This window comes from Hydrogenophaga sp. (genome assembly GCF_030373245.1).
Classification (GTDB): domain Bacteria; phylum Pseudomonadota; class Gammaproteobacteria; order Burkholderiales; family Burkholderiaceae_C; genus Hydrogenophaga.
In genome coordinates this window covers 33,181-46,456 of the sequence record NZ_JAUCZF010000007.1, presented here as the reverse complement: position 1 = coordinate 46,456, position 13,276 = coordinate 33,181, and the positions used below count along the sequence as shown (strand labels likewise).

The window sequence follows — 13,276 nt, the reverse complement described above, 5'->3', positions numbered from 1 at the left end:
GGGTTCTTCGCGCCCGAGGGGAGCACGCTCCTTTGGCCTGACAAGGCCAGATCCAAGGTGCATGCTGAACCAGACACCTCTTCCAAATCACCCATGTTGTCCGAATTCCTGCAAGCCGAGATGCACCGGCTGGGCTCGCAAGACCCGCTGCCACTGCACCGCCAGCTTTACGAGGCGCTGCGTCGCGCCATGCTGGACGGCAAACTGGCAACCAGCGATCGCCTGCCTTCCAGCCGCGATCTGGCGCAAGACCTGAACCTGTCGCGCAACACCGTGGTGGCCGCCATCAACCAGCTCAGCGTCGAGGGCTACCTGACCAGCCGGGTCGGCAGCGGCACCTATGTGAGCGACAGTGTGCCCCGGGCGCGCAACCGCGGCGCCGCCCCGCTGCGCCAGACCGGTCTGGCGCCGGTGCCAGCGGGCCGGCTGTCGGCACGAGGCGAAGTGCTGGCCACGCAGTTTTCGGCCAGCGCGCTGGAGGTGCAGCCCTTCACGCCGGGCATTGCCGACTTCAGCGCCTTTCCGCTCTCGTTGTGGCAGCGGCTGCAAAACAAGCACTGGCGCATGACCTACCCGGACATGCTGGACTACAACGCCTCGGGCGGCTATGCGCCGCTGCGCCGCGCCATCGCCGACTACCTGCGGGTCTCGCGCAGCGTGCAGCTCGATGCCGACCAGGTCATCGTGACCACCAGCACGCAGCAGTCGCTCGAACTGTGCGCACGCCTGCTGGCGGATCACGGCGACACCGTCTGGATCGAAGACCCGGCCTACTGGGGCGCGGCCAAGGCCTTCATGGCCACCGGCCTCATCGCCTCGCCGGTACCGGTGGACCAGGCAGGCATTCGCCCCGAAGACGCCAACCCGGCGCAGCCGCCCCGGCTGATCTACGTCACACCCTCGCACCAGTACCCGACGGGTGCGGTGATGTCGCTGCCGCGCCGCCAGCAACTGCTCAACGCCGCGCGCCGCCACAGCGCCTGGGTACTGGAGGACGACTACGACAGCGAATACCGCTTCAGCGGCCCGCCCCTGTCCTCGCTCGAAGGCCTGGACACCGATGGCCGGGTGCTCTACATGGGCACCTTCTCCAAGGTGCTCTACCCCGGCATCAAGCTCGCCTACCTGGTGGTCCCCAAGCCGCTGGTGGAGTCCTTCAGGCAGGCGCACTACGACCTCAACCGACCGGGCAATATGCCCATGCAGGCGGCACTGGCCGAGTTCATCGACATGGGGCACTTCAGCAGCGCACTGCGCAGCGCCCGAAAAAGCTATGCAGAACGGCGCGCCGCTTTGCTGGAAGCCCTCAGGCCGGTGCTGGGCAAAGACACCTACATCAGCGGCGCAGAACAAGGCCTGCACCTGTGCCTGCGACTGCCCACGGGCACCGACGACCGCGCCCTGGCGCACCGCCTAGCGCAACAGGGTCTCACCGTGCGGCCGCTGTCGGCCTATTGCCTGACACGCCAGGATCTGCGCGGCCTGATCATTGGGTACGGCTACGCACCTCTGAGCGAAATCGAGCGCTGCGGGCCGATGCTGGCCGCGGCGGTGCGCGGCCAGCCCTCCCGGCGCTAAAACCCGGGCACGCGCGGATCAGGTGCGTTTGGCGCCATCGTCCTTGCCACGTCCGCGGCCTCCACGGTCATCACCGGTCGCGTCATCGGCACCCCGCTTGGCGAGATCGACAGAGACGCCGACCGCAGCAGAGGACGGCGTCGGGGAGATGGCGGCCTGGGCGGTTCGGCCCAGCTTCAGCGGGAAGCGCGGCACCCGGCGGCCGCGCTCACCTCAGCCCGAACTTGTCAATCCGGTAGCGCAAGGTGTCGCGCGAGATTCCGAGGGCACGCGCGGCCTGGGTCACGTTCCAGCGGTTTCGCTCCAGCGCACTGAGCAACCAGCGCCGCTCAGCCTCGGGCAGGCTGCTGGGCGCAGCCTGCAGGTTGACCGCATCCAGGGCAGGAATGTCCGGGTCCAGCGGCACCGGCAGGGACAGATCGTCCAACTCGATCACATCATCGGTGGCGAGCATCACGCACTGCTCCACCACATTGGAGAGCTCGCGCACGTTGCCCGGCCAGGCATGGTCCATCAGGCGTTGCAGGGCTTCCGGTGAAAAACGAAGACCCGCCTTGCCATAGCGCCTGACCGATCTGGCCAGAAACGCCTCGGCCAGCACCACCGCGTCGCCAGCGCGCTCGCGCAAGACGGGCAAGTCCACACGCAAGGCGCCCAGCCTGAAAAACAGGTCCCTGCGAAACCGCCCTTCTTTCACCATGTCCTCCAACGGACGGTTGGTGGCCGCCAGCACGCGCACATCCACCGACTGCATGCGCACACTTCCCAGCCGGCGGACCTCGTGGTCCTCCAGCAACTTCAACAGCTTGGCCTGGGTGGGCAGCTCCAGTTCACCCACCTCGTCCAGAAACAGCGTACCGCCGTGCGCAGCTTCCACCAGCCCGAGGCGCCGTTCACGCGCATCGGTGAAAGCGCCACGTTCATGGCCAAACAGTTCGCTCTCCACCAGGTGGGCCGGCAGACTCGCGCAATTGATTTCCACAAAAGGCCCGGCCCGGCGAGGACCTTCAAAATGCAGCGCCCTGGCCACCAACTCCTTGCCGGTACCCGTCTCGCCACAGATCAGCACGGCCGGCGAGTGCCCCTCCGTGAGACGTGCGTCAGCGTCCACGATCTGCTTCAGACGAGCCACCAGCTTTTGCATCGGGGCCGACTGCCCCACCAGCGCCGCCAGACCCTGCGCCGCCGGCAAAGCCCCGGAACCCTCGCGCAAGTGACGCAATTCCTGACTCTGCCGCTGTTGCTGCACCGAGCGGTCCAGCACCTGCTTGAGCTGATGCAGCGACACAGGCTTGATCAAATAATCAAACGCGCCTGCGTGCATCGCATCCACCGCCAGCTGCTCGCTGCCGTGGCCAGTGACCATCACAACGCTGAGCTTGGGCTCGCGGGTCAGCATGATGCCCAGCACCTCCAGACCCGTCTTGCCCGGCAGGTTGTGATCCAGCACCACCACGTCGGGCCTGACCGCCTCCAGCAAAGACAGGCCCTCCTCCCCGCTGTCTGCCAGCTGGCAGGACACACCATGGCGCTCCAGGTAAGCCTGCATGTTGCGCGCAAGCACCGGCTCGTCTTCAACAATCAGAACGCTGTAGCTCATGAGGGGTTATCCATCAACTTGGCCCTGCGTTCGTCCAGCAAAGGCAATTGCACAATGGCCAGCGTTCCCACACCCTGTGCGCTCTCCAGGTGCAGCGTGCCGCCCACGCGCTCCACGCTGCGCCGAGCCAACGGCAGGCCAACGCCCAGGCCTTTGCGCTTGGTGGTGTGAAAGGGTGTGAAAACGCTGCCCAGATCCTGCGGCGCGATACCCACGCCGGTGTCGGCCACGGTCACGGTCAGGCCTTTGGCGTCAGCACGAATGGTCAGCCGCAGCGAGCCGCCGTTGGGCATGGCATCCAGCGCATTGCTCACCAGGTTCTCCAGCGCCTGCTCCAACGCTGGCGCATCGGCCCAGATGGTGGGCAGATCCTCAGGCCAGTCCCGCAGCAGCTGGACCTGCTGACGCTCCATGCGCGGAAGATGATCGCGCGCGAGCTGTTCCACCAGGCGCTCCACCCTCACCTCGCCGAGCGAGCGCCCTCCCTGCTGGGCATAGGCCAGCAACTTGGCGATCCAGGTCTGCAGCCGGTCCACCTCCGACATGATGTCGTTCGCCTGCGACCGTTCCGGGCCCATGGCAATCAGCTCGGCGCTGGAGCGGATGGACGCCAGCGGATTGCGCAAGCCGTGCGCCACCGCCGAAGCCATGTCACCCACCGCCACCAGCGACTCGTTGGCCACGATGGTGCGCTGCTGCCGCGCGATCTGCCGATCGGCCTGCATCACCAGCCAGACCAGTGCCAGGTAAATCACCAGCCCACTGATCACACAGGCGGTCCAGACGAAGCGCGTCATTTCATGAACGGAGTCGATCAGGTGATCGGGCAGCATGTACAGCTCCACCACCCCGACCACCCTCTGGTCCGGACCCTTGACCGGGATGTACACCTCAATCGCATCGCGCGCATCGCTGCGCAGAAAGGCATGCTCGGGCTTGATGAAGCTGGCGGTATCCAACAGCTCACTCTCCACTTCGAGCCGCCCCGACAAGGCGCCGTCGAGCTCCTCGTTGGCGCCAACCTCCTGCCCGATTGCCGCCGGGTTCGTGGACCAGAACACCTGGCGGTTCGGCCCAAACACATTGGCATGCCCCAGCCCCGGCATGCGCGCCAATTCGTCAAAAATCAGCACCATGCTGCGGGTGTCCGTGCTGTTGAGGAAAAAATCCTCGCCACGGTGCATGCGCATGAGACTGCCCACAAAGTCCTGAGCCAGCTCTGCGTTGTGCCGAATCATGCGTTCGGCCACCGACTTGGACAGCAAGGTCGCACTGACCAGGGCGGTCAGCACCACGCACAGCGCACTCAACACCGCAAAGCGCCGTGTCCAGATGGACGCGGTCCCGGTCAGCAGGGTTCGTACTTTGCGCAATGCCATCGCATCAATGGGATGGGAAGATGAGCACCATGGCTGTGCATTCTAGGGAAGCTCTGCGCGAGTTGCGCCGTGCGCGGTTTGGCTTTCGCGGACTGAGGTGCGAGGCACGAATGCCAAGGTGCGCCCGGCCGGCTCACCCTGGCAAGCCCTACTTGCCCAATGCGTCCTTCACCTGATGCCAAAGCATGCCAAGCGCCAGACTGGGCGTGCGCAGCATCGGCCCGCCCGGAAACCGGCGGTGCTGGAGCGCGGCAAACAGATCAAAACGCTCGGCCTGACCGGCCACCGCCTCGGCCACCAGCTGTCCGGCCAGCCCGGTGAGCGCAACGCCGTGGCCACTGAAGCCCTGCAGGTAGTACAGGTTGCTGCCCAGCCGGCCAAAGTCAGGCGCGCGATTCATGCTGATGTCGACAAAGCCGCCCCAGACAAACTCCACCGGGGTGGTCTTGAGCTCGGGAAACACCTCGGCCATGCGCCGGGCCATCACATCTTTCAGATTGCGCGGCGTGCGCGTCGTGTAGCTCACCCGGCCACCAAACAGCAGGCGGTGGTCGGCGCTGCAGCGGAAGTAGTCGAGCACGAAGTTGTTGTCGCAAACGGCCGCATGGTGCGGAATCAGGCGCACGCACAGATCTGGGTCCAGCGGCGCTGTGCCCACGATGTAGGTGCCCACCGGCATGATGCGCGGCGCGATGTCGGGCGCCACCTGCGCGCCATACTCGGGCAGCATGCAGTTGCCCGCGAGCACGCCAAACTTCGCCGTCACCTGGCCGCCGGCCGTCACGGCTACCAGCGGATCGCCCCGGCGCAGCCCGAGCACCGGCGAGCCTTCAAATATACGCACCCCCGCTGCCTGCGCCGCTTTCGCCAGCCCCAGCGCGTACTTCAGCGGGTGCAGGTGGCCCGATCGCTTTTCGTGGAATGCCGCCGCGTAGCGCTCGCTGCCGATGTGGCGCGACACGTCGGCGCCCTCGGCCCAGTCGCAGTCGATACCGCGTCTGCTGTGGTCGTCAAACTCCTCGCGCAGCACGTCCGCCTTGTGGCGCGAATCGGCCACGTAGGTGTAGCCGCGCTGCCAGTCGCATGCGATGCCGTGCTCGGCGATGCGCTGCTCAATCAGGTCCACTGCCTGCACCGACATGTCCCACGCTTGCTGCGAACGTTCTGCGCCCAGCTGGGCTTCAAATGGGCCCTGACCGCTGGCGTAGCCCACGATGGCCTGGCCGCCATTGCGTCCACTGGCGCCGCTGCCGATGCGGTCGGCCTCCAGCAGCACCACGCTCATGCCGCGCCGGGCCAGCTCCAGCGCCGCCGAGAGACCGGCAAAACCGCCACCGATCACGACCGCGTCGGCCTGCACAGCGCCCTGCACCGAAGGCTGGGGAGCGGGCCGGCTCACGCTGGCCTCGTAGTAGCTCTTCTGATTGAGCTGGGTGTCCGATCCGATGAGTGAAGTCCCCCACATGCTCAGGCTCCCTTCAGGCGGTCGAGTCGTTTGGCGACCTGACCGCTGAGGTAGGTCCAGACAAAGGCAGAAGCCGCGTTGGTGGTGAGCTCGGCGTGGTCGTAAGCGGGCGCCACCTCCACGCAGTCCATGCCGATCCAATTCAGGTCGGCCAGCTCTTCGATGAAGGTCAGCACCTGCGAACTCGTCATGCCGCCGGGCTCTGGCGTGCCGGTGCCAGGCGCAAAGGCCGGATCCAGGCAGTCGATGTCCAGCGTGAGGTAACAAGGCCGCTGGCCGATGCGCGCGCGAATGGCCTCGATCGCCGGTCGCAGCCCCGCACCGTCAAGGCCGCGCAGCGAGCGAGCGGTGAAAATCTGTCCGCCCTGGTCGGCCACGTACTCGCGCGCGGCGCGCTCGCCACTGGAGCGGATGCCGATCTGTACCGTGTGCGCCGCGCTCACCAGCCCTTCCTGCAAGGCCTCGTAGGTCCAGGTGCCGTGGCCCGAGGGCTCGCCGAAGTGATCGCTCCAGGTGTCGCAGTGCGCATCAAAATGCACCAGCGCCAGCGGCTCGCCACCGCCATGCTGCGCCTGCGCAGCGCGCAGCAGCGACAGCGTGACCGAATGGTCACCGCCAAGAAACACCGCGTGGTGTTTCGCCATCAGCGCTGCCGCCTGGGCCTCGATGTGCCGGCGCACCTCGGGCAGAGGCGAGGCGTTGGGCAAGCGCATGTCCAGCGCATCGCCCAGCTGGTCCAGCGGCGAGACGTCGAACACCGGGTGAATGCCGTCGCACAGCATCAGGCTGGCGGCACGGATCGCCGCCGGACCAAAGCGCGCGCCGGGCCGATTGGTCACCACCCCGTCGAACGGGATGCCGCAGACCGCGAACGGCTGATCGGCCAGCGGCTCGCAGGCGAGAAACCGGTTGCTGTTGTTGGCGTAGGCGAACTGTCCGAGGGCCATGGCTGTTGCTGTTTGGATGTTGAAAGCGCAGGCCCTCGACGATACCGGGTTTGCGCGCGTCGCCTGAGTCCAATCTCAGTGGCCAGCACGCGTCCAGATCGATCCGAATGTCCTCGAATCCCTAGAGCGCTCTTTGCCGCCACGCCAGCGCCGCCCCCACCCATAGCGCCAGCGCCGAGTAGACCAGCCCACGCGCCAGACCACCGGGTCCGTCGGCGATGAGGCCCACCACGGTGGGGCCGACGATCTGGCCAGCGGCGAACACGATGGTGAAGGCGGAAATGCCGGCCGCCCATTGTGAGGGCGGCAGGTTGTGCCGCACCAGCGCAGTGGTGGACGCCACCACCGAGAGGAAAACGGCGCCAAACAACAGGCCCGAGGCCAGCACCAGCGGCCAGGCGCTGGTGAGCGCTGGCAGCAGGGTCGCGACCCCGAGCAGGGCGTTGAGGCGCGCAAGTGGCTGGCCATCGCGGTGGCGGTCAAGCAGCCCGGCCCACAGGCGCGACGAAGCCATCACAGCCAAACCCAGCAGCGCATAAAAGGCGGTGATGGCGCCGGGGCTGCTGCCCTGGTCGCGCAACAACGCGATCACAAACGTCATGTAGCCGATGTAACCCACGCCAAAGCCGGCGTATCCCGCCAGTCCGAACGCAAAATCGCGCGGCCGAAACACGCGCACGGCAAGCCGGTCTGCATCTGGGGACGCGCTCGGCGTGATCGAGGTGCGCACGGCAACACTGCACGCGATCCAGCGCGCCGGCCAGGTCAGCAGCGCGGTGGCCGCCGCACAGACCGCGGCCAGCCCCCACCACGCCCAGGCCCAGGCGTGCGCCTGCCCCGCCGCCACCTCCAGCGCCCACGGCACGCCGAGCGCCGAAACCACAATGCCCAGCCCCGTCCCACCGTAGTACAGGCCCAGCAGCAGGCCCATTCGATCAGGCCGGCGCGCGCCCAGTTGTGCGGCCAGCAGGCCGCCGGCAATGAACACCAGCGCGCTCGCCACACCCGCCAAGGCCCGTTGCAGCAACAGCGGGCCCGCTTCGGTGAAGAAGCCGCTCAACGCCATGAACAGCGTGGCCAGCGCAGACCCGCCCACCAGCAGCGTGGTGGGCGGGTAACGGCGCATCAGCCAGGGGGAGGTGAGCGCGCCGATCAGGTAGCCCGCTGCGTTGGCGGTGTTCATCGCGCCAGCCAGGGTGTAGCTCCAGCCCAGGTCGTCTCGCATGGGTGGCAACAGCAAGCCATAGGCAAAACGCGTGATGCCCAGCGACACCGCAGCACCCAGCGAAAGTGCCAGCGCCAGCCAGAGGGTGTTGCGCGAATCGGAGGCGGGTGAAGGGTCGGCGGGACTCGGAGGCATCACCCGCGATTGTGATCCTGTCCAGGTTTGGTCGGGGCAGCGGGCACCGGCCTGCTCGCCGCTGCGGGCTGCGGCGAAAAGGCCCTGGAAGATCAGCTGCCCACGCCCACCGGCGACGGCGCCAGCATCACGATGCGGGTGAACAGGCGGTCGAACTGCGGGTTGCGCGGCAGGCGCGCGTTCAGCGGGTCCTGGTTGGTGGCAAACGCCGCGTTGAGTGCGTGCCAGTCGGCATCGCCGAGCGCGCGCTCGGCCACCGGCAACACCTGCGTTTCTTCAACCCGCATGTGGTCCAGGTAAAACGCCACATAGCGCCGGGCAGCATCCTCAAACGCCGCGCGCCGCCCATCACCCAGGTACTCCCAGGCCATCAGCAGGTACATCAGGTCGCGCACCCGATGCTCGCCCGCTTCGTGGTCCCGGTCCAGTTGGGCGATGGCCTCAGCGGTCTCGGGCGCGGCCCTGACCACGCGCGGAAAGAGCAACTCGGTTTCCTTGGGGTGGTGCAGCTTCTCAGGAAATTCATCGATGTAGAACAGCATCGCGCGCACCACCTCGAAAAAGCGGTCGTGTTCACCGCGGCCTTCGGGATCGGGCCCGCGCTGGATCATCTGCAGCAACGACTTCAGCATCGCAGCCAGGCTGGCGTGTTCGTCGCGGATCACGCGCAAGGCTTCGTGGGACATGGTGGGGTCTCCTGATCGTTCGGGTCACTTGGAGGCGCCAGCATCCCAGAGCCGCGCCATGCGGGCCTTGACCCACATCAAACGCGGTGTCCTGCACCACTCAGAGCGGTGGCTTCCAGCGCTTGAGCAGCAACGCGTTGCTCACCACGCTCACCGAGCTCAGTGCCATGGCCGCACCGGCGACCACCGGGCTCAGAAAGCCCAGCGCAGCCAGCGGGATGCCGGCCACGTTGTAGGCAAATGCCCAGAACAGGTTCTGCCGGATCTTGCGCACCGTGCGACGCGAGATGTCCAGCGCCGCGGCGATCAGCGCCGGGTCACCGCGCATGAGCGTGATGCCGGCGGCGTGCATGGCCACATCGGAGCCGCCACCCTGGCTGTGACTCATGGCGATGCCCACGTCGGCCGCAGCCAGCGCTGGCGCGTCGTTCACGCCATCGCCCACCATTGCCACCACATGGCGCCTGGCGGCCCTCTCCCGCTGGACAGGTACGCCCGACGGGGTGGAGTCCGCGCTCGCCGACTGTGTGGTGGTCAGCTTGTCGGTGCCCGCCTGGAGCCGCCGGATCACCGCGGCCTTCTCACCCGGCAACACCTCGGCAATCACCTCTCCCAGCGTGGCATTCAGCCCCAGGTTGGCCGCCATGGCATTGGCCGCGCCGCGGTTGTCGCCAGAAACCATCACCACCCGCAAACCCAAGTCGCGCAGTCTGGCAATGGCCGCCCGCGCCCCGGCCTTGGGCTCATCACCAAATGCCAGCAAGGCCAGTGGCGTCCAGCCAGCGTCGTGGGACGCGCGGCTGGCCAGGATCGACACGCTTGCGCCTCTGAGCTGCTGCGCCTGCGCCTGGGCCACACCCGCCAACGGCCCGAGAGGCACCCCCAGCTCGCCCATCCAGCGCAGGCTGCCCAGCACCATCTCGGCGCCCTGCACGCGGCCGCGGCTGCCGCGCCCGACCACCGCCTGCACATCCTGCGCGGCGGGCAGCTGACGCAAATCCAGCCCCGTGCCTCTGGCCGCCTCCATGACCGCCAGCGCCAGCGGGTGCGAGCTTTGCGCCTGCAGCAAAGCCGCCGCGGTGAGCGCCGCGGTTTCATCCACACCCGGCAAGGTGTCGATCAGCAGCAGGCGGGGCCGGCCCTCGGTCAGCGTGCCGGTCTTGTCCAGCGCCACGGTGTCCACCCGGTGCGCGATCTCCAGCGCCTGCGCGTCCTTGATCAGAATGCCGTGTTGCGCCGCCACGCCGGTGCCCGCCATGATGGCCGCGGGGGTGGCCAGTCCGAGCGCACAGGGGCAGGCGATCACCAGCACCGATACCGCGTGCAGCACGGCCTGCTCCGTCGGCGCACCGACCCACAGCCAGCCCAGCAACGTGATCAGCGCGATCACCAGCACCGCCGGCACAAACACCGCCGCCACCTGATCCACCAGCCGCTGCACCGGGGCCTTGGCGGCCTGGGCATCCTGCACCAGCGAAATGATGCGCGCCAGCACACTTTGTGCGCCCACCGCCAGCACCTTGACTTCAACCGAGCCCTCACCATTGAGCGAGCCGCCCGTAACGCGATCGCCAGGCTGCTTGACCACTGGCATGGCCTCGCCGGTGAGCATGGATTCGTCCGCGTGCGTCTCGCCCAGCACCACCTCACCGTCGGCGGCAAAGCGCTCACCCGGCAACACGCGCACCCGATCACCCGGCAGCAGTTCATCGACCGGCACGTCGGCCAGCTCAGTGCGGCGCACGCCATCGGGCAGCAAATGGGCTTTGTCGGGGCGCAGCGCATGCAACGCGCGAATGGCGCTGGTGGTCTGGCGCTTGGCCCGTGCCTCCAGCCACTTGCCCAGCAGCACCAGCGTGATCACCACCGCCGAGCCCTCGTAATACAGGTGCACCATCTCGCCTGGTTCTGCGCGCCACCACAACCAAGTGGACAGCGCCCAGCCCGCGGTGGTGCCAATGGCCACCAGCAACTCCATGTTGCCGGCGCGGGCCTTCAGGGCATGCCAGCCAGCGCGGTAGAACCTCGCACCGAGCCAGAATTGCACCGGTGTCGCCAGCAAAAACTGAATCCACGCCGGCAGCATCCAGTGTTTGCCAAACAGATCCCCCACCATGGGCAAGGCCAGCGGCGCCGACAGCACCACACCGATCAGCACCGGCAGCAGGTCCTTCGGAATGCCGTGCCAGCGTTCGGCGATCTCCTCATCCATCGCTTCCAGGGTGCGTGGCTCATAGCCAGCGTCGCGCACCGCGCGCTTGACCCGCGCCAGCGCCTGAGCGGCATCAACCTCCGACAGGCTCACCCGCGCCGATTCGGTCGCCAGGTTCACCGTGGCCTGGCTCGCGCCCGGCAACTTGTTCAACGCCCGCTCCACGCGCGAGACACACGAAGCGCAGGTCATGCCGCCCACACCGACGTCCACCTGATGCATTTCAACCAACGGCGGTGTGTTGGTGACAGCCGCGTCGAGGGTCGACGCTGGAGGGGAAGACAGGTTCATGCGCCGAGCATAAGCTTTGCCCCCATGGGAAGGTCAAGCCACAAGGTGTATCGTGGGGAAGGCTTGACCTTGACACCATGTCAAGGCACAGCATGATGGCCTTTCTTCACCGGAGTCTCACATGAACCAATCTTTCAACGTCCAGGGCATGACCTGCGGCCACTGCGAGAAAGCCGTCATCGCCGCCGTCCGGCAGCTTGATCCCGCTGCCGAAGTGCAGATCGACCGCAGCCAGAACCGGGTCGAGGTGCGAACCGAGCTGCCGCGGGACGCTGTGGCGAACGCCATACGCGAAGAGGGCTACACGGTAGCGGCATGAACGTGCCCCCACGCTCCGCCGCTTCGCGGGTCGCTGCCCCCCAAGGGGGCTGGGCCTGCCTTGGGGCGGCCCGGCGGCTGGCCCTTTTGTCCACGCAACCCCCATGCTCCACAGCGTCACGGGTCGCTGGCCTCCAAGGGAGCTGATGCAGCAGGAAATCTCATGAGCACGACTCTCGACACCGCGATCCTGGACGTTGGCCTTAACTGGCCGGTCAACATCGGTCGTGCCGCGAGCCTGAGCGGCATTTCGCCCAAGATGCTGCGCCATTACGAATCGCTCGGCCTGCTGGGTGCGGTCCGTCGCACCGAAAGCAACTACCGCCAGTACAGCCTGGCCGACGTGCACACGCTTCGCTTCATCCGTCGGGCGCGCGACATGGGCTTTGGCCTGGAGGCCATCGCCGAGCTGGTCGGTCTGTGGCACAACCGCCGGCGCAGCAGCGCCAGCGTCAAGCGCATCGCCCAGAAACACCAGCAGGAACTGAGTGGGCGCATCGAAGCGCTGCAGGCCATGCAGCGCAGCCTGGCCGAACTGGTGTGCCTGTGCCCGGGAGACGGCCGACCCGACTGCCCGATCCTCGACGACCTGGCCCACCCCTGAGTGGTCACCAGACTGCGCACAGCGCCACAAATCTTTACATCCCAGCCGCACAGCGGCACACAAGCGATACACGGGGCCTGGAGACTGCATCCATGGCGTCAAAGGTGACGTCTGTTCCAAACCCATACCAAGGAGTGAGCATGAAACCCTCGACCCAACGCACCCTGATCGCCGCCACCCTGGCCACCGCCTTCGCAGGCTTCACCGCCCTGAGCTTTGCCCAGCATGCCGAAGCACCGCCCGCCCAGCTGGTGGCCCAGCACATGGCACAACGCGCCGACATGAAGCCCATGGCCCCCGGCGAGCGCATGGCCAAGATGCAGCAACGCATGGCCGATCGCCAGACCCAGCTCAAAGAGGCCCTGAAGCTCACGCCCGAGCAGGAGCCCGCCTGGAACGCCTTTCTTGCCCGAACCGCACCCGAACCGCGCATGGGCAAAACCGGTGAGCGCGAGGACTGGTCGAAACTGACCACGCCTCAACGGCTGGACAAGATGCAAGCCCACCAGACCGAGCGCACCGCCAAGATGACACAGCGCTTCGACGCCACCCGCAGCTTTTACGCGGCCCTGACACCTGACCAGCAGAAGGTCTTTGACACCCACCAGGGTCACGGCTTCATGCGCGCCAGCATGGGCGGCAAACACCGCCACGGGCATGGTCACCACCACCAGGGTGGCCATCGCGGCGGCATGGGGCAGGATGCGCCGATGCAGCCTCGCAGCTGATTTCCGGCTCCCACTGACCAACGCCCCGGCCTGCCGGGGCTTTTTTTCGTCTTGTTTTTACAAGCTCCCCGCGCCGCCCGACCATGGCAGCGGTTTGCCGCAGATCAA

General features: G+C 67.1%; 11 protein-coding genes. 4 read left to right on the top strand and 7 right to left on the bottom strand.

Annotated elements, in window-relative coordinates; all coding sequences use genetic code 11:
* Positions 1 to 93 precede the first annotated feature (93 nt).
* Positions 94 to 1,578 (top strand): PLP-dependent aminotransferase family protein, encoded by a 1,485-nt coding sequence (locus QUV25_RS15685; RefSeq protein WP_300865326.1) that lies wholly within the window; start codon positions 94 to 96, stop codon positions 1,576 to 1,578.
* Positions 1,579 to 1,786: 208 nt separating this feature from the next.
* Here the strand turns inward: QUV25_RS15685 and QUV25_RS15680 are convergent, their stop codons facing one another.
* The 7 genes from QUV25_RS15680 to QUV25_RS15650 all read right to left on the bottom strand — a co-directional run bounded on the left by QUV25_RS15680 (position 1,787) and on the right by QUV25_RS15650 (position 11,449).
* Positions 1,787 to 3,178 carry a sigma-54 dependent transcriptional regulator gene (locus tag QUV25_RS15680; RefSeq protein WP_300865324.1) on the bottom strand — a complete coding sequence of 464 codons (1,392 nt, stop codon included), beginning with the start codon at positions 3,176 to 3,178 and terminating at the stop codon, positions 1,787 to 1,789.
* Complete coding sequence (locus QUV25_RS15675) at positions 3,175 to 4,557, bottom strand: ATP-binding protein (protein WP_300865322.1); 1,383 nt, start codon at positions 4,555 to 4,557, stop codon at positions 3,175 to 3,177. Before QUV25_RS15675 ends, QUV25_RS15680 begins: the two co-directional genes overlap by 4 nt.
* A gap of 148 nt (positions 4,558 to 4,705) precedes the next feature.
* Positions 4,706 to 6,022, bottom strand: coding sequence for an FAD-binding oxidoreductase (locus tag QUV25_RS15670; RefSeq protein ID WP_300865320.1), 1,317 nt, complete (start codon positions 6,020 to 6,022; stop codon positions 4,706 to 4,708).
* 2 nt (positions 6,023 to 6,024) lie between these two features.
* Complete coding sequence (gene speB / locus QUV25_RS15665; protein ID WP_300865318.1) at positions 6,025 to 6,969, bottom strand: agmatinase; 945 nt, start codon at positions 6,967 to 6,969, stop codon at positions 6,025 to 6,027.
* Positions 6,970 to 7,090: 121 nt separating this feature from the next.
* Positions 7,091 to 8,329, bottom strand: coding sequence for a YbfB/YjiJ family MFS transporter (locus QUV25_RS15660; RefSeq protein WP_300865317.1), 1,239 nt, complete (start codon positions 8,327 to 8,329; stop codon positions 7,091 to 7,093).
* 92 nt (positions 8,330 to 8,421) lie between these two features.
* Entirely contained in the window at positions 8,422 to 9,015 is a 594-nt protein-coding gene (locus tag QUV25_RS15655) for a hemerythrin domain-containing protein (protein ID WP_300865316.1), read from the bottom strand.
* Positions 9,016 to 9,115: 100 nt separating this feature from the next.
* On the bottom strand, positions 9,116 to 11,449 hold the full coding sequence (locus QUV25_RS15650) for a cation-translocating P-type ATPase (RefSeq protein WP_300865518.1): 2,334 nt from the start codon (positions 11,447 to 11,449) through the stop codon (positions 9,116 to 9,118).
* A 190-nt stretch (positions 11,450 to 11,639) separates the two neighbouring features.
* Here QUV25_RS15650 and QUV25_RS15645 point away from each other — a divergent pair, with 190 nt between their 5' ends.
* From QUV25_RS15645 to QUV25_RS15635, 3 genes are all read left to right on the top strand, one after another.
* A complete protein-coding gene (locus tag QUV25_RS15645; RefSeq protein WP_300865315.1) occupies positions 11,640 to 11,837 on the top strand; it encodes a cation transporter in 198 nt (65 codons plus the stop codon).
* A gap of 162 nt (positions 11,838 to 11,999) precedes the next feature.
* Complete coding sequence (gene cueR / locus QUV25_RS15640; RefSeq protein ID WP_300865313.1) at positions 12,000 to 12,440, top strand: Cu(I)-responsive transcriptional regulator; 441 nt, start codon at positions 12,000 to 12,002, stop codon at positions 12,438 to 12,440.
* Between the two features lie 140 nt (positions 12,441 to 12,580).
* Positions 12,581 to 13,168 (top strand): Spy/CpxP family protein refolding chaperone, encoded by a 588-nt coding sequence (locus QUV25_RS15635; protein WP_300865312.1) that lies wholly within the window; start codon positions 12,581 to 12,583, stop codon positions 13,166 to 13,168.
* The last annotated feature ends 108 nt before the right edge of the window (positions 13,169 to 13,276 follow it).